Origin of the sequence: Candidatus Nitronauta litoralis, assembly GCA_015698285.1 — a bacterium.
Lineage (GTDB): Bacteria > Nitrospinota > Nitrospinia > Nitrospinales > Nitrospinaceae > Nitronauta > Nitronauta litoralis.
This window is the reverse complement of record CP048685.1, coordinates 487,155-503,613: the sequence shown is the minus strand read 5'-3', so window position 1 is coordinate 503,613 and position 16,459 is coordinate 487,155. Positions and strand designations below refer to the sequence as shown.

Sequence of the window (16,459 nt, the reverse complement as noted above, 5' to 3'; positions counted from 1 at the left end):
TCGAGTTTGCAAAAGTTGTTTTTATTATATCCGAATTGCAATAAAATCAATTCATTAAGATTCATCAGGATTATACGGCTCATCGGTTTCGCGTTCGGCGCTGATGGTGCGGGCGATGATGGCAACAGCTTCTTCAGTGTCGCTCATGTTGATCGGCTGATGGGGTACGCCGGGTGGTATGTATAAGAAATCACCTGCTTCGGTGATGATCGATTCCTTCAATCCATCTCCATAGAAATTTTCAACGCGGCCGGAGACGATGTAAATCACGGCCTCGAAACCAACATGACTGTGTGGCGCGGGTTTGCCACCTGGCGGAACCACCACACGGTTCATTGAGATGCCCTGGGATCCGGCGGTGTTCTCTGAAATACCGGTAAAGTAGTTCATGGTGCGCCGGGTCTCAAAATTATCGTCTCCGGGTCTCACTCGCACAATTTTATCGGGATAAGATTCTGGCATAGCGGCCTCCTTTCCCCCAGTTTACCAAGCTTTGCCGTTTGAAACCAAATGCGGTAGAATCCATCTAATTAATAATGACACTTTAATTTCCAAAGAGATACTTGTGAATATTCCATTTACTAAAATGAGCGGAAGCGGCAATGACTTTGTCGTCATTGACAACCGCGAAAGCCTGATCGCCGATGACATCAAGGTTGATTTCGTTAAAAAAGTTTGTGAGCCCAAAAGCTCTGTCGGAGCGGATGGTGTGATCTTTGTCGAAAACTCAGACAAGGCGGACTACAAGTGGGACTTCTATAACAATGATGGGTCGTCTGCTGAGATGTGTGGCAACGGAGGGCGGTGCGTCGCGCGATACGCCTTCGAAAAGGGGTTTGCTCCGGCGCAGCATTCTTTTGATACGGTTGCCGGTATTATCAGCGCGGATGTAAAGGGCCCAATGGTGAAGGTCAAGCTTACCGCACCGCATGGTCGCAAAAAAGGCCTGGATGTTGCGTTTAATGGACAGCAATACGAGGTGGATCATATCAACACAGGTGTTCCCCATGCCATTTTGTTTTTCGATAATGTGGAAGAACAGGATATCAAAGGAATCGGGAGCGGTGTGCGGTATCACGATGTTTTCGCCCCGGCAGGCACCAACGTCAACCTGGTCGAAAAGAAAAACGGATCGGCATTAAAAGTCCGGACCTATGAGCGCGGGGTGGAAGATGAAACCCTGGCCTGCGGAACCGGTTGTGTGGCCTCTGCCCTGTTGGCCTCGGCGCGGTTTCAAATCGAGTCTCCTGTGGAAGTCGAAACCCGTGGTGGGGAAACTTTAAAAGTCCACATCGAAAACGGGGGTGACTCCGAACCCGATGTTTATCTGGAAGGCCTGACCAAGATCACATTTGAAGGACATATAGTCGAACTCTGAATAAAGTTATATATGTCTCGCACTCTTTATTGAACTTTCAACCCACAACGCCATCATGAGCAATTTAATGACCGGTTCTTTTGTCGCCATTGTCACCCCATTCAAGGACGGTGGATTGGACGAAGAAGCGTTTCGTAATCTACTGCAGTTCCATATCGACAATGGCACCCAGGGCATTGTGCCCTGTGGCACAACCGGAGAGTCTGCGACTCTCACCCATGAAGAACACACACAGGTGATTAAGATTGCCGTTGAGATTTGCAAGGGCAAGATACCCGTTCTGGCGGGAACCGGCTCAAACTCCACCCGCGAGGCCATCCAGCTCACGCAGGCGGCTCAGGAAGTGGGGGCCGATGGTTCGCTTCTGATCACGCCTTACTACAACAAACCGTCGCAACAGGGGTTGTACGATCATTTTCGAGCCGTTGCCAAAGAAACAGATCTGCCGATTATTTTATACAACGTACCGGGACGCACTTCAGTCGATATGAAAGCCGATACGGTTGCACGCCTTGCCAGCGATACTGGTAATATTGTCGGCATCAAGGAAGCGTCCGGTGATCTCATGCAGATCAGCCAGATTGTCGATTCCTGTGGACCTGAATTTTCTGTCTTGTCCGGGGACGATGGCCTGCTCTGGCCGATCCTGGCGATCGGCGGGAAAGGGGTGATTTCGGTGACAGCCAATGTCCTGCCACGACAGATGGCCGACCTTTGTTCCGCTGCCTCTGAAGGGCGAATCGACGATGCAAGAAAACTGCACTTTGATCTGATGCGAATGAACAGGGATTTATTTATCGATACGAACCCGGTCCCGGTGAAAACGGCGTTGTACCTGATGGGAAAGATCGGACCAGAGTTGCGTCCACCCCTCTCACCATTGTCCGAAGAGCACACGAAAATCCTCAAAAAAACGTTAGAGGCTTACGGACTGGTGATGTTTCTATAAGTTTCAGGTCGTCCGTTTTTGTTTAAGTTTAGGAAGTTAGTCCAGAAAATTTCTACAAAAGGGTCTCTTGTTAATTCATCGGTCGTTCATCGGGTGAATTTAAGCAAGCGGCCTTTTTTTTTCGGACATTTTTTCCGGCATTGAGCAACTTTCAACAGGTCGCCGGTTTTGCTAAGATGGAACCGGTTTACAGTTTTTAACTCAGGAGGCATTGTGGTTAAAGTTGCAGTGGTGGGAGTAGCAGGTCGCATGGGCAAGGTCATTTCGTCCTGCATTGTCGATTCACCGGATACGGAGCCTGGAGGCGGTACCGAGATGGCTGGCCATCCAGCGCTGGGGCAGGATCTCGGCGAGGTGGCGGGCCTTGGTAAAAACGGCCAGGTCATTCTGGAAGATTTGTCGACCGTTCTCGATGGGGCCGATGTGGTGATTGATTTTTCGACGCCGGATTCCAGTATGAAGACACTGGATGCAGTCGTTGCCAAGGGCAAAGCCGTGGTATTTGGGACCACCGGGTTTTCTGAGGACCAGAAGGCAAAAATCAAGAAAGCCTCCGAAACCACCCGAATTGTGCTGGCACCCAACATGAGTATCGGGGTCAACGTGCTATTCAAAATCGCGGGTGATGTGGCCCGTATCCTGGGCAACAATTACGATGTCGAAATTGTAGAAGCTCACCACAAATTTAAAAAAGACGCTCCCTCCGGGACGGCAGTACGATTGTCTGAAGTCATTGCCGATGCACTCGACCGGAACCTCAAAGAAGTCGGTGTTTATGGCAGACACGGATTTTCTGAAGGACGTACGGTGGAAGAAATCGGCGTCCACACAGTCCGGGCAGGCGATATTGTCGGTGAACACCGCGTGATATTTGGCGGGATGGGTGAAACGCTGGAACTATTCCACAAGGCGCAAAGTCGCGACACCTTTGCCCGCGGTGCGGTGCATGCAGCGGCGTGGCTGGTGAACCAGAAGCCGGGTCTCTATGACATGCAGGATGTCCTGGGGCTGCGAGAAAAATAATGAAACCCTGGTGGGCCAGATTACAGATCGACCGACGGACATTGCTCAAGGCGATCTCCCTGGGGTCCCTCTCATTGCTAAAGCCAGCATCATCCTCTGCCACCATAAAATTTCAGAACGATAAGAATATCCCTCCGAATTATCTGCAAAACCGTGACATTCCCGGATTCTATATCAGAAGTGCCGTGCCCTTTGAAGGCGTCGACATGAGTGCCTGGCGGTTGAAGGTTGGCGGACTTGTCGATTCTCCTGAAAACTTTGCGTACGAAGATTTGTTCGGGTTCAAGCGGGTGAAACAAACCTCGCGCCTCAAATGTGTGGAATGCTGGTCGGCCAAGGCGCTTTGGGAAGGGTTCCGGTTTCAGGAAATAATAGACCACGTAAAACCCGACCCCAAAGCGCGCTATGTCTATTTTCAGTCAGCAGACACGTATTACGAAAGTTACCGAATCGACGAGTTGTTAAGGCCGCGGGTCTTGATGGTTTTGAGGATGAACAGCCAGCCCTTGTCGGCAGACCATGGTCACCCTCTGCGCCTGATCGCTCCCTATAAATACGGTTATAAAAATATAAAGTACATCACCTCGATCACATTCACCGAGGACCGCAAACGCAATTACTGGGCCGACACAGGGCCCTACTCGGTGGACGGCACCATCCAGCCTGGAATCGATCATCCCCTTGATTACGGCAAACGGCCACTTCCCATCAGCGGTGGGGAAGTGTTCCATTTTTTCGATAAGCGGCCGGATTCAAACCCCACTCATGAAAAACCAGTTGATACTCCGCAAAATAAAAAGTCATGATTCCCCGAAAGTGGGTTGTCGGGTTTGCACTGATTTTTCTGACTGCCTGTGGTGGCGAAAGCGTCGAGCAGATTCAAGTGTCAGTGCCGGAAGGGGTGACAGTACCGCAAGACATGGTTTATATTCCCGCTGGAAAATTCATCATGGGGTCTCCCAAAGATCCCAGGACATTACTCGGTAAGAAGGTCGACCAGCCGGCGTTTTTGATCGACCGGTTTGAAGTCACCCGCGAGGATTTTAAAAAGTGGGATAAGGATTACCCACCGTTTGCAGGAAAAGGTAACTACCCTGCGCAGGAAATTACATGGTCCCAGGCTGATCAATATTGCAGGGCGCAGGCCAAACGCCTGCCAACCGAGATCGAATGGGAAAAGACAGCGCGCGGGACGGATGGTCGCAAGTGGCCGTGGGGTTTGTATCAGGATCACCCCAATAACGGGTTCTCAGGTTTTCTTCCCGAAGAAGTAGATGAGCGTCCGGAATGGATCAGCCCTTACGGGGTGTATGGCATGGGGCACAATGTGTGGGAATGGACCGCTTCTGATTGGGATTATCCCGGTATGCCCGAGGCGGAACGTAACCAGTTCAAGGTGATCCGCGGCGGTTTGTACCAGTCGCATCTGAAGATTGATTATTCACCCACCTACGCTCGCAATTTCATGGCACCCGATGCCCGTTACAATTTCCTCGGGTTCCGCTGCGCCAAAGATGTTGGGAAGAAATATTGATATCAGTACAGTTTCTCTGGAATGGGTTTTCAATAGATAATTTTTGAAAAAAAACCGATGGCATCCTTCAGAAAACACTGTTAGCCTGTATCCAATTTCAAAATTAAATCAAGTAATTTTTCATGTTACCAATATTTTCAGGGGGTGACATGTTTATCCGTTTCCGCGTGGCGACAACCGTTTTTATCCTTTCCTTCTCGCTGTTGTTTTCAGCATGCACCTCGGGGGTTACCCGAGCGACATCGCTGGGAAACCCGCACCTGAATGCGGCCCGGCAATTAAAGGATGCCGCAGTTTCTTCCTTCCCCCAGTGCAGTAACAATGGAGCTTTAATCGACTATGACAACACGGAGGGCATTACTTATGTCAAAAACAGCTGTGTGCTCAGGAACGGGAAGGTGTTCCGTGTCCGCAAAACGTTCGTTACCAACGGTAACCCGAATTGGGCTCCCTATGTTGAGGACAATGAAGGCCGGATTGCGGTGTTGTGGGAATGGATTGGAGAAGTGTCGACACCTCCAGTGACGGCAGTGGATATCACCATCACCGCACCCTCGGATCAGGGAGTGATTGAACGATCAGATCAGGACATCGTGTTCAGTTATGGAGACGGGCTTGGTGTTGTTCAAAGCTGGATAGCCATTAGCGTGAACGGCAATGTTGTGCCAGTCAGTTGCAACGTGGGGAGTGCGTCCGCCTCGTGTCTTCCGGCGGACCCGTTGCCTGCAGGGGAGTACACTATCATCGTGACCGTCACGGCTCCGAGTGGTGCGAGCGATACCGAACAGGTGGCGTACCGCATTTTGGATTTACCGCCGGACCCCGGTGAAGCGGGCAAAGCGACCCTGCTCGGCATAGACTCGGACAACGACGGCGTGCGCGACGACATCCAGCGTTATATCGAACTGACCTACCCCGAATCGGCTAAAACAAGAGCCGCGTTAAGGCAGTACGCTAAAGCTGCAAACGATGCTCTTGAAAACGCTGAGGATAAACGAACTTCAATAAATAATGCCTATAAAGCAAATCGCTCGCAAGAGTGTCTTTATTTCATTTTTCGAGAAAAAGAAGGTTCGGCTGATTCAGCTTATAAAATTCGACGGACAAGAAATCGTAACGTTCCCGGTGGCGGGGGACCTCCTTAATTTCATGGATTGAAATCTGCGCCGGGATTGCAGGGGAGCAGGTAAATTTCAATTCGTCCCCGGTTGTTGACACCGTTACAATTTTTGAGCAACTGGCCTTTGTTGCCAATTCGGGATTTCGGATTTCGATGGGCAGGAAAACCTGCGCGAATTTAGGTTTTCGATCCACGCGTTATCGAATCCTCCGCACTTCATAAGCAATTTTTAAGAGATGATGAAGGTTCCCATCCGGACTCAGGTATGACCTGAAAAAATTTCAACAAGAAGTTTATAAAATGGCTTGACCGGTCTCCAAAAATCCCGTCAAATTTGAATATAGACTATTATTATTCTGGAGCTGGCAATGGAATTTGTATTGGTAAAGTTTGCAGGCCGCAGGCGGGTTTTAGTGGACGACGAAGGTATGGGATACAACCGGGATGAATCCGGCCAGGAACAGGTGCTGGAAATTCCCGGCGGTGTGCACAGCGTTCGATTGGGTGGGCTACACGATTACCTTCCTCTGGCCCATGATGTGGATATCAATCAGACTACTCGTGACAATCCTTTGGTGCTTGAGTTTTCTTCCACCTCATGCTCCAGCCAGCCTGCTGAAGAAATCTGACCTCAGGATAAATGTTCAAGGATTTAATTGATTCCTTACACGGTACTCCCAGCCTCTATAAAAAGATAAGCTCGCGAACCAAAATTAATTTAGTGGAGTTTTAAAATCAGGTCGTTGGTCGGGGATCCACCGATAGAGGTTCTTTGGCTCTCACCTGTTCGCTGGAGACTTTTAACTCTGTGACAGCCTTGTCGAAAAACAGGTCCAGTTTGCTTTTCATTTTAGCGGTGAGAGCCACCAATCGTGATCGAGCATCCTTCGGGTTTTCCTTTTCTAATAGAAACCCGCGTTCGATTGCTGTTTCCAGATACTTTGAAGCGGTTTGCGCGCTTTTGATTCCCAGCATCAGGCGTGTTGCGTCGGTCTTGCGGGCTTCACCTCCCTGTTTCCAGATACCGGTTAACAAATCCCAGTACGCGGTACTGTAAAAGTCGGAATCTCCCTCAAATACTTCAAGCCAGTTGCGCCCGACCCGATCGATCATGTTCAGATATTCTCGACGCTGATCCTCGGTGTATTTTAATTCGTCCTCAACCATAAATATCCTCTCCTCTCACTTCAAATGATCCGCAGGGAATGGCGAATCGGCAGGGTAAATACTAAAAAAGGGCCTCAATGTATTGTTATGGGCACCTTTATCCATATATATATAATCCAAAAGCCTTGAAAAATGAATAAAAATTAATTTATAAATTTGATAATAAAATTGACATTAAAAATGGTGGGGGATATATTTAGAACTGAAGGCAATCCCGGCGCACCAAAATCAACCGCGCTGAACATAGGAGGACTCGCCATGAAGACCAAATGGATCATACCAGCGGCTCTACTATTAGCACTCACGTTGACATCAACCGCGAATGCTGGACCCAATTATAAGGTGAAACAGGTCGGAGGCAGTCATTTTGGTTTCTTTTTCGGGTCTCCGGGTTTTGGATTTAATTATGGTCGCAGTTATGGGCCGCGTCATTTCCGCCCCTATAAACCTTGGAGACAACATCCTCGCCATTGGCGCCACGGAGGATTGCGTGGTGGGTGGCGTGGATGGGGGCCAGGACCCCGGTTTTATCGACCGCGACAATATTACTCTGAGCACCATCATTATTACAATGATCGCCGAACCTATTCCGCACCGGCGCCGGCACCAAGACAAAACAATTATTACCAGGATACCCGGCGTGACCGGAGTTACAACGACGGGCCAGCGATGCATTTGCACATGCGCCGAGATTAAAAAGAAACAGTTCTTAAAGAAATCTTCACACTTAGTGGTGTGAAGCCTCCCCCCTCAGCCCTTCCCTGTGAAAATAGGGAGGGGTTTTTTTTATTGTATTTTTGTGTTTCTTTGGGTCGTCTTTCCCAAATCTAAAATAAGTTGAGACCAATTCGGATATTGTAAATCAGAATGCCCAGACAGTTGTAAAGAGATCGGAAGAATTGAGCGCAAGTATTCAGGGAATTTCCCAGAATGTCACTCAAGCTGCGCAACTTTCACAATCCACTGTGAGGGTTGCACAGAGTACGAATACGACGATTGCTGAACCTGGAGGGAGCAGTCAGGAGCTGGGTAATCACTGAGGGTTTGCAAAATGCAGTGGAACAATTTCGAACCTAGAAATATTTGTTCCAGATAATAATAGGTAAGCCCTGGGAACGAGGTGGGGATTGGAGTTGGTCGGGGTGAGGATCGCGAATGAGCCTGAATCGCTTGATTATGAGTTCCCGGTGTCAAAGGAGAGCAGGCAGCTTTTTTTAACTGATGGGATTAAATCAGGGTTATGTCGCGTTCGCGACTCGAAGTGATTTCATTAGCTAACTGCTCCAGAAAATCTTCAAGAAGATTTATCTGATGCTCATTTAGCTTAACCATTATTTCGTCGAGCTGGTCGAGCCATTTTCCATCAATATTATTAGTGGGACTGATTCCAGAGTTGGGTTCCTCGTTACTTTCATTCATCAGCTCGAGGAACAGTAATCGAGTTTCTTCCAATTGTTCGGCGGTTCCCTGCAGTCGGATTAAATTAAGATTTCTTTTTATAGGATCCATGGGTTGTGTTCACCCTCATCAATAACCCTTCATGTGATTGAGGATCTCTTCTGCTGCCTGTTCGTATAAAGAACTCTCGGAACCGCCTGTTGGACCACTGTTCACCCAGGCATCGACTTCCCAGGCCGTGAGCATTCCGCGTTCATTATACAAGGCGACCTTAACGGTTAGCATGGCGCGGGACTTTTCGTGGATGCCGAAGGACAGCATTCGCTTCCAACGGCTTCCTCTTTGAAAATCAACCACCTTGTATTTCAACTGGTAGTGCGCTTCACGATTTTCAACCACAACAAATGCTGAATCCTGAAACGCATCTTCTATAGCGAAACCCAGGTCGGATCCGGCATCTTTCAAATCGCCTTTATTGGAAGTCAGGTCGACCAGTTTGACGGTGGTATCTCTATTCTCCCAGCGTTTTTTAGTAACAGACTCGGCACCGGTGCAGGCGGTGAGCGCAAGCAAAGTGAAAATCAGCAGGATATGTGAAATGCGCATGGTTTCAACTCAAAATGGTTTGCTTTGGTTCGCTTATAGTAACAAAATCTTGAAAAAATAATGTGAAAAAACCAATCAGGAGATCCAGTCGACTACCGCTTCTTCCAGTCCATTAAACCAGACCTGCAATTCCAGAGGAATGAGGTTGTTGAAATAGGTGAGATAACCCAGACTGAGTGCGAGGCCGAGGAATATTAAGAGGAAACCGCTGAACAGGTTGGTGGTGTGCAGGATAAGCGGGTAACTTCCCAGATGCACAGTCCATCCTTTACCGCGAAGTAACCGCCAGAACAAGCTGTCCTTACTGAGGTTGCTGCAGAAGGCAGCGATCACGATGAGAGGTAGGCCCAGTCCTAAAGCAAAGAAGAACAGCAGAGCCATTCCCTGCAGAATGGTTCTATCGGAGGCAGCCAGAATGAGGATGCCGGAAAGAATGGGGCCGACGCAGGGGGTCCAGCCCAGAGCAAAGGTTGCTCCGAACAGGAAGAATCCCGCAAATGTAGTTGCAGGTCGGGTTTTCATGGTTGCGCCGGAAAAGCCCTTTCCAAATAGAGTCATCAAGCCAAAAATGGTGACAATCACACCACCCGCCACGGTCAATTCGTTGAGATAATCACGCAACAGGCCACCGAGGTAGCTCGCAGAGCCTCCCATGATTACAAACAATGCGGCCAGCCCGCAAAAGAAGGCGATGGAGTTCAAGGTCATGCGGCCGCGGTCTGTCTGTGCGGTCACGGCAAAATAAGCTGGCAGGATAGGTAAGGTGCAGGGAGACAAAAAACTGAACAAGCCTGCTACAAAAGAAAGCAGAACAAGAACCAGAATTCCAGATTGCGTTGGCAGGTGAGTTTCCGGTTGGAAGGGATTGAATCCACTGGATGACGAATCGGTTGCACCGGTGGTTTCTGTGGTGCCAGAATCAGAGGTGCCTGAACCTCCACCAGCAAATGCTGAGCCTCCTGGATTCCCCGGAGTGGCACCCGCTTTGGCAAAGCGCAGGCCTTCCGTGAAGCCGGGTGGTTTGTTGTCACTGGCACAGCGGAACCCAACATCAGATGCTCCGACATCCGGGTCACTGAACTGACGGAATCCCGAGCGGGCAAACTCTTTAAGGACCTTGTTGTAGGTTTCTCCCGGGAAGTGTCCAATGTAGGCTGAAGATTGCCCACGCAGCACCTTGCTGCCGGTTTCAAAGCCATCGCTTTTAAAAGTGCTTCCCGCGTAGGGAAGATAATCATCGTTGACCCATTCCCAGACATTGCCGATTAAATCCTGTACACCTTCCGGTGAAACGCCGGCCGGGTAAGAGCCGACTTTTTGTAATGCGGTTTTGGAACCGGCCTTATCTGAAAGATTCGCAGACTGTGGTTTGAAGTCGTTGCCCCAGGGATATTCGTATCCGTCTTTTCCACGTGCAGCGCGTTCCCATTCTTTTTCTGTAGGTAACCGTTTCCCGGCCCAGTTGCAGTAGTTGGCGGCATCAAACCAGGTGACCCAAACGACCGGTTGGTCGGCCTGGTCTTCCGGGTACATTTTGCCTTCCCAATGCGGAGGCTTGAAATAGTCTACCGCTTTGATGAATGTGGCGTACCTCCGGTTGGTCACCTCATGTCGGTCTAGGTAAAAGCCCTTTCCAAGGATTCGCTGTTCAGGTTGTTCGTCTCGATAAAAGGGCTTGGGTACCCCCAGTTCCAGAGCTGCTCCAGTGTCTTTTTTATTGGTACCAAAGACGAAGGGTCCGGGCGGGATAAACACCATGTCTTTTTCAAGGTTTTGATCCGGCAAGCGGGAAGGATCCGTGTCGTGGGGTTCTTCGCCATGCGCATTGGCGATTGTCACCTGACACAGCAACACGAAAAGCAAAAACAGTCCCCTGAATAAAGAACCCTTCATTAAAAGTCACCTGCGCTTTGGGAGCGCTTAAAGTTAGTGTTGTTTGAGTAGATTTTCAAAATACTGGAGTGTTTCCGGGGAGGACCAGTTTTCTGCTCCGCTTTGTTCACCGATGATATTGCCATCTGGATCGATCAGGTAAGTCGAAGGTAATGAAAGCACATGGAAGGAATTGCTGACATCCGAACCGGGGTCGAGCAGGACGGGAAAGGTCAGGCCTTGTGATTCAACATAGGGTTTTACCACTTGAGCTCCGAACATATCGTTGGATACACCCACCACTGCCAGTTTGCTTGCCTGAAATTTGCGATACAGGGTTTCAAGCGAAGGCATTTCCACCTTACAGGGGCCGCACCAGGTGGCCCAGAAATTGAGCAACACATAGCGTCCTCTAAAATCATCCAGACGAACGGGATCTCCATATAAGGAAGGAAGAACAAAACGCGGCGCAGGTTTGGCACCGGCTCCAGCATGGGCCGACTTAAAACCACCGGCTATTAGACAAAATACCAGAATGAAGCAGGAAAGAACCCAGCGGTTTGGGCGTCTTGTTTTAACAGCAGGATCAGGTATGGAGGTGGAACAATTTGCGTCAATCATATTCACTCACTCAAGAAGGACGAGAGAAACTATTCATCAACAGCTTCTATACAGCGTACCATGGGAATGGCCTTTTTCAAGGCCCGTTCTATACCCATCTTGAGGGTCATAGCTGAGCTGGAACAGGAACTGCAGGCACCGACCATTTTCAATTTAACCACCCCATCTTCAATGTCAATCAACTCGACATTCCCGCCGTCGGCCATCAGGGTAGGTCGAAGGGTCTCCAAAACGGATTCCACCTCATCTCGCATTTCTTCATCCATACAGGACACCTCAAAAAATTAATTCTGGCCGCGAGCCACCTTTTTTTTAAAGAAAGCTTTGCATAAGTGTTCATTATAAGGCAGACAATAAGGGGATTTCCCTTAACTTCGGCGGGCTCAGGACAGGCTCTCTTTTTCAAGAACCGCTACTCGCGTTCTTGAATGTGACGCATTAAATCAACAGCATGTCATTCTGACAAAGCCCCTCGAAAGGTTCAGGATAAACTCCGAATCTCGTCTTTGCGTTTCTACTTATACAAAGGTCCCTTTTAAAAGGGGGCGAGTTGCCGAAATGTAAAATATCGAATTACTAGAGGTTTTTTAAAGGGTCTCTAGTCTATTCCGATCAGTCTTCGCCAACCAGGTTTTTCTTTTTCTCGAGCAGTTCTTCTTCTGTTTCGACGTGTTCCGGGTCTTTCGGAATACAATCTACCGGGCACACTTCGACACATTGCGGGTCTTCATACCAGCCGATGCATTCGGTGCATTTTTCCCAGTCGATGTAGTAGATTTCGTCCCCTTCGAAGATCGCTTCATTGGGGCACTCCGGTTCACAAACGCCGCAGTTCACACAGTCTTCAGTAATCATTAAGGCCATGACTATCTCCTCCAGGCAACAAGCTAAGGACCTGTTGACGGATTATTTGGAATTAAGGGCACCTCTGCAAATTGTTTTCTGGCTACGAGCCATCTTTGATTTAATAAGGTGGGCAAGTTGCCGGAAGAAGACATCGAAATTTGAGAGGCTCTCTTAGATTGTTTCTACAGGGACCTGTTCGAAGGTTTTAGAAGCATGGTTCCATTCAAACAGGGCCTGTTCTTTGATCGATTTATTATACACCGAAATCACGAGATACCGTGCGTCCGGGTAAGCCGGTTCGTCAAAAAACAAGGCTCGCCGGATATCTTCCTCTGAAAAATAGGCGTCGTGTTCCGGGTGGGAATGGTAAAAGAGTTTGATAACCAGGCCCTGGTCATACGCTTCCCGCGTGATATGGAGAAGCTCTTTCTCATCTATGAAATAGGCAGTCCGGGCATCCCGGGAATGGGTTTTGGGATCCATTTTGTGCAGTTTGTTCTGAATGTTGGTGCAGCGGAACAGCTTGTCCGAGGTACTATTTTCGGCGTTGCCGATGACGATCCCGCAACATTCAAAAGGGTAATCCTCGAGGGCATGATCGTGCATTTCATCAAGGTGATCGGAGATAATGCGGAACACGAGAAAATCCTTTTTACCTTAATCAGACCTGGGAGCGGACAACCAGGTTGTCTTCAACCTTGATCTGGCAAGCAAGCCTGAGGTTTGGGTTCTTCTTCAACGCTTTCTTCAGATTGTTGTCTTCAACCTCATTTCGTTCACCGGCATTGCCGGAAACGATTTCCACGCGACAACTATTGCATAAACCTCGCCCCCTGCAGTTGAGCAGTTTGAAGACATGGGAATACAAACTGATTTTGTTCGCAATGGCTGCTTCCCTGAGGTTGGTGCCGGGTTCTACCTGAACTTTTCTTTTTACATTTTCAAACAGTATTTCTAGCATGCTTCCACCTGGACGAATTGACCCAAGGCACCTTTTCCAAGATAACCGTGGAAGGCACTGCCTACGCTGGTGCACCGGGTCGTCATGTGAACAAACTGCCGTTCCCCGTTGTCTGCTTTCAAGACGCCGACCATTGAGTATGGAGGAATTTTGCCGCCACAATTGGCGCAAACAACCGAGTGGCGTCGACACAACTCAAGAAGGCAGGTTGAGCAAATAATCGGATCGAAGAGGAAAATTTCTTCGCCTTCGTATTCCACAAAAGTAGGACGCTCAAGCACGGGCTTTCCGCATTCATTACAAGTTGCTTGATTGGGTCGGGCCTGGGATTCCTCACGCATAACGAAAGCAGGAACAGGTTTTCAAAATAGCATTATTTGACGAGGCTGATTTTAACCCAAAGCGTGGTTCAATTGATACAGACTTTTCGCATTTCCGAGAAGTTATCGAGCACCGCGCCGGCTCCCTTGACGATACTGAGCAATGGCTGGTCGGGAACATAGGTCCGCAACCCGGTCCGTTCCTCAATCAATTTATCCAGACCCCGGATCAGGGCGCCGCCACCGGTGAGATAAAGTCCATTTGAGTGGATATCGGAGGAAAGTTCCGGCGGGGTTTTTTCCAGAGCCCGCATCACGACCGATACGATACTGGCGACTGGCTCCCGCATGGCTTCACGAATCTCCGTATCATTCACTATTATAGAAGTCGGGACTCCGGTTTTGATATTCATACCTTTAACTTCAGTGGTCTGCTCTTCCTCAAGTGGATAGGCGGAGCCGATCTCGATCTTCACTCGTTCCGCTTCAAAAATGCCTATATTCATATGATGTTTCAGACGAATATAGCGAACTATCGCTTCGTCCATTTCGTCACCTGCAATGCGGATCGATTCACCATAGGCAATAGCGGAAAGAGCTGTGACAGCAACGTCGGTGGTACCTCCTCCAATATCGATCACCAGATTGCCTTCAGCTTTGTGGACAGGAATGCCCACTCCAATGGCGGCAGCCATCGGTTCTTCTATCAGGTAAACTTCCCGAACCCGCGCCAGTTTTGCTGCATCAATAACCGCTTTTTTCTCAACTTGCGTAATACAGGTGGGCACACCCACCACCATGCGAGGCCGGAGAAACCAATATTGGCTCATCACCTTGTTGATGAAGGTGGTGATCATGCTATTGGTCATGTTGAAATCGGCGATCACACCGTCTTTCATAGGACGGATCGTTTCCAGTCCTGCGTGGGTGCGTCCAAACATTCTTTTTGCTTCCAGTCCCACCGCTTCCACGTGGCCTTTCCCATTCCCATTCGTGCTGATAGCAACTACAGAGGGTTCATCCAGGACGATGCCGCCATTTTTCACATAAACCAGGGTGTTGGCTGTTCCGAGGTCCATTGCCACATCGGAGTTAAAGAGGTTCTTAAAATTTTTGAAAAGTCTGCCAAACATAAAAAGGACCTTCAGTTGCTGGTGGCGCGTGCCAGTGAAATACCGATCAGGCTGTCAAGGTTGTCACCATCTGCAGGGTGAAATGACAACCCAAGGCTGACCTGGGCTTCCATGGGTTCGTTTTCGATCATAAAGGGTTCTTGCGTGAAAATCTGCCGGAGACGTGTACGCAGGCCCCGTGCCTCTTCAGAGTCTATGTCCATCAATACCATGACTACAGAAGATTCGGTGTATTTGAAAATATATTTTGGACTGGAAACGGCTTGCGCCAGAATCGAAATCACTTGTTTTAAAAAAAGGTCACCCGTCTCGACTCCATATCGGCTGTAGATAACGTGTAGATTTTTCATCAGCGCGGTCAGGATGTGGACTGATCGACCTTCTCGAAAAATTTCAGTTTCCACCGCTTCAAGATAGGTGGAAAGGAAACGATGATTTGGAATGCCTGTTACCTGACAGAGATTTTTATCATATTCCCACTGGGTCTGAATTTCCGCGCACTTTAATGCATTGGCAGAAAATGCGGCGATGAGTGTCCATATATTCTGATCTTTGGCGGAAAGCCCGTAAGGCTCATGAGTGCCAACAACGATCAGGCCGTGCAGTTGGTCGCGTATGAGAATTGGTACCGATAGCAGCGACCCCATCGGCTCGTGTTCTTCTTTTTCAGAAAAAACCACTACCTTGCGGTCGCTGGTGCTGCGCATCAGAAAGGGTTTGCAGTTCTTAGCAGAGGACCCGGCGAATCCTTTGCCAGGTTCAACTCGAAAGGCGCGCAATTCCTGTTCCCAACCCCGGAACCTCTGGACGCGGCCTTCCTCTCCATTGAACCAGATCACGGCCACAGCATCACAGTTTGAAACAGTCTCCGGAACCTGCACCAGCCGGTCAGAAAGCGCGGCTCGGTCTTCCACTTCAGAGAGGGTTCGGCACCATTCCACTACTTCCGAAAAGTTTTTTAGTGCTGTTTCATCGGAAGGTCCGAGTGAGGATCGTTCACGACTCAGGTGCCAGGCCATTTGTTCGGCAATGCTTTTGATGATTTTCTGTTGTTTGGTAGAAAATCCGAATTGTTCTTTGGTGTCGATAACAAGAACACCTTCAAGACCCTGTGCAACTACAGGGACAGCCAGCACCCCCTTGACTTCTTCTGTTTGCAAGTATTGCGGGAGCTGGGGGATTTCTCCTTCTGTAAACTCCACATGCCAGGCGCGTTTGTCTTTTGCTACCTGGCCTATTGGGCCTTGTCCAATGGACACGACCGATTCCTCGTTGATGTTGGGGCTCATGGACCAGTGCTCGCGCAAGGCCAGCGTTCTCTGGTCCGACTGGGCAACATAAAGTGCTGTCGTGAAAGCATCGCTGACATTGCAGGTCAGCTCGATAAGACGGGATAATACATTTTGTGAAGTCATCGTGGTGGAAACCGAAAGAGGGATTCGGAAATAAGAAGAGTGCCCAATCGGGCAGGTTAAGCGTTGGTAGATACCAGTTGATATCAGGCGGTTGAACCAGGAGGTGATTTCGAGGG

The 16,459-nt window shown here is 49.2% G+C and carries 21 protein-coding genes; 8 read left to right on the top strand and 13 right to left on the bottom strand.

Annotated elements, in window-relative coordinates; genetic code table 11:
- Nucleotides 1-54 precede the first annotated feature (54 nt).
- Entirely contained in the window at nt 55-462 is a 408-nt protein-coding gene (locus tag G3M70_02270) for a cupin domain-containing protein (GenBank protein ID QPJ60776.1), read from the bottom strand.
- Between the two features lie 103 nt (nt 463-565).
- Here G3M70_02270 and G3M70_02265 point away from each other — a divergent pair, with 103 nt between their 5' ends.
- From G3M70_02265 to G3M70_02235, 7 genes are all read left to right on the top strand, one after another.
- A complete protein-coding gene (locus tag G3M70_02265) occupies nt 566-1,378 on the top strand; it encodes a diaminopimelate epimerase (protein QPJ60775.1) in 813 nt (270 codons plus the stop codon).
- A gap of 67 nt (nt 1,379-1,445) precedes the next feature.
- Nucleotides 1,446-2,327, top strand: coding sequence for a 4-hydroxy-tetrahydrodipicolinate synthase (locus tag G3M70_02260; protein ID QPJ60774.1), 882 nt, complete (start codon nt 1,446-1,448; stop codon nt 2,325-2,327).
- A gap of 213 nt (nt 2,328-2,540) precedes the next feature.
- Nucleotides 2,541-3,350 carry a 4-hydroxy-tetrahydrodipicolinate reductase gene (dapB, locus tag G3M70_02255; protein ID QPJ60773.1) on the top strand — a complete coding sequence of 270 codons (810 nt, stop codon included), beginning with the start codon at nt 2,541-2,543 and terminating at the stop codon, nt 3,348-3,350.
- On the top strand, nt 3,350-4,156 hold the full coding sequence (locus G3M70_02250; protein QPJ60772.1) for a molybdopterin-dependent oxidoreductase: 807 nt from the start codon (nt 3,350-3,352) through the stop codon (nt 4,154-4,156). Before dapB ends, G3M70_02250 begins: the two co-directional genes overlap by 1 nt.
- Nucleotides 4,153-4,884 (top strand): formylglycine-generating enzyme family protein, encoded by a 732-nt coding sequence (locus G3M70_02245; GenBank protein ID QPJ60771.1) that lies wholly within the window; start codon nt 4,153-4,155, stop codon nt 4,882-4,884. Before G3M70_02250 ends, G3M70_02245 begins: the two co-directional genes overlap by 4 nt.
- A 149-nt stretch (nt 4,885-5,033) precedes the next feature.
- Nucleotides 5,034-6,029 carry a hypothetical protein gene (locus G3M70_02240; protein ID QPJ60770.1) on the top strand — a complete coding sequence of 332 codons (996 nt, stop codon included), beginning with the start codon at nt 5,034-5,036 and terminating at the stop codon, nt 6,027-6,029.
- Nucleotides 6,030-6,372: 343 nt separating this feature from the next.
- Nucleotides 6,373-6,633 carry a hypothetical protein gene (locus G3M70_02235; GenBank protein ID QPJ60769.1) on the top strand — a complete coding sequence of 87 codons (261 nt, stop codon included), beginning with the start codon at nt 6,373-6,375 and terminating at the stop codon, nt 6,631-6,633.
- A 106-nt stretch (nt 6,634-6,739) separates the two neighbouring features.
- Here G3M70_02235 and G3M70_02230 read toward each other — a convergent pair whose 3' ends face one another.
- A complete protein-coding gene (locus tag G3M70_02230; GenBank protein QPJ60768.1) occupies nt 6,740-7,171 on the bottom strand; it encodes a MarR family transcriptional regulator in 432 nt (143 codons plus the stop codon).
- 258 nt (nt 7,172-7,429) lie between these two features.
- On the opposite strand from G3M70_02230, the gene G3M70_02225 reads away from it, so the two are divergent.
- Nucleotides 7,430-7,867 carry a hypothetical protein gene (locus G3M70_02225; GenBank protein QPJ60767.1) on the top strand — a complete coding sequence of 146 codons (438 nt, stop codon included), beginning with the start codon at nt 7,430-7,432 and terminating at the stop codon, nt 7,865-7,867.
- Between the two features lie 531 nt (nt 7,868-8,398).
- On the opposite strand, the gene G3M70_02220 is transcribed toward G3M70_02225, so the two are convergent.
- The 11 genes from G3M70_02220 to G3M70_02170 all read right to left on the bottom strand — a co-directional run bounded on the left by G3M70_02220 (nt 8,399) and on the right by G3M70_02170 (nt 16,343).
- A complete protein-coding gene (locus G3M70_02220; GenBank protein ID QPJ60766.1) occupies nt 8,399-8,680 on the bottom strand; it encodes a hypothetical protein in 282 nt (93 codons plus the stop codon).
- 18 nt (nt 8,681-8,698) lie between these two features.
- Entirely contained in the window at nt 8,699-9,175 is a 477-nt protein-coding gene (locus tag G3M70_02215) for a hypothetical protein (protein QPJ60765.1), read from the bottom strand.
- Nucleotides 9,176-9,250: 75 nt separating this feature from the next.
- The gene (locus G3M70_02210; GenBank protein ID QPJ60764.1) at nt 9,251-11,068 is read right to left on the bottom strand and encodes an SUMF1/EgtB/PvdO family nonheme iron enzyme; all 1,818 of its coding nucleotides are present in this window, start codon (nt 11,066-11,068) and stop codon (nt 9,251-9,253) included.
- Between the two features lie 33 nt (nt 11,069-11,101).
- On the bottom strand, nt 11,102-11,668 hold the full coding sequence (locus G3M70_02205) for a TlpA family protein disulfide reductase (protein ID QPJ60763.1): 567 nt from the start codon (nt 11,666-11,668) through the stop codon (nt 11,102-11,104).
- A 29-nt stretch (nt 11,669-11,697) separates the two neighbouring features.
- Nucleotides 11,698-11,922 carry a NifU family protein gene (locus tag G3M70_02200; protein ID QPJ63679.1) on the bottom strand — a complete coding sequence of 75 codons (225 nt, stop codon included), beginning with the start codon at nt 11,920-11,922 and terminating at the stop codon, nt 11,698-11,700.
- A 358-nt stretch (nt 11,923-12,280) separates the two neighbouring features.
- Nucleotides 12,281-12,532, bottom strand: coding sequence for a YfhL family 4Fe-4S dicluster ferredoxin (locus G3M70_02195; protein QPJ60762.1), 252 nt, complete (start codon nt 12,530-12,532; stop codon nt 12,281-12,283).
- Nucleotides 12,533-12,685: 153 nt separating this feature from the next.
- Entirely contained in the window at nt 12,686-13,153 is a 468-nt protein-coding gene (locus G3M70_02190; GenBank protein ID QPJ60761.1) for a M67 family metallopeptidase, read from the bottom strand.
- Nucleotides 13,154-13,175: 22 nt separating this feature from the next.
- Nucleotides 13,176-13,475, bottom strand: a complete 300-nt coding sequence (locus G3M70_02185; protein QPJ60760.1) for a (2Fe-2S)-binding protein — start codon at nt 13,473-13,475, stop codon at nt 13,176-13,178.
- Nucleotides 13,469-13,816 carry a hypothetical protein gene (locus G3M70_02180; protein QPJ60759.1) on the bottom strand — a complete coding sequence of 116 codons (348 nt, stop codon included), beginning with the start codon at nt 13,814-13,816 and terminating at the stop codon, nt 13,469-13,471. The genes G3M70_02185 and G3M70_02180 overlap by 7 nt, the downstream gene beginning before the upstream one ends.
- A 68-nt stretch (nt 13,817-13,884) precedes the next feature.
- The gene (locus tag G3M70_02175) at nt 13,885-14,928 is read right to left on the bottom strand and encodes a rod shape-determining protein (GenBank protein ID QPJ60758.1); all 1,044 of its coding nucleotides are present in this window, start codon (nt 14,926-14,928) and stop codon (nt 13,885-13,887) included.
- A gap of 11 nt (nt 14,929-14,939) precedes the next feature.
- Nucleotides 14,940-16,343 carry a GAF domain-containing protein gene (locus G3M70_02170; GenBank protein ID QPJ60757.1) on the bottom strand — a complete coding sequence of 468 codons (1,404 nt, stop codon included), beginning with the start codon at nt 16,341-16,343 and terminating at the stop codon, nt 14,940-14,942.
- Nucleotides 16,344-16,459 lie beyond the last annotated feature (116 nt).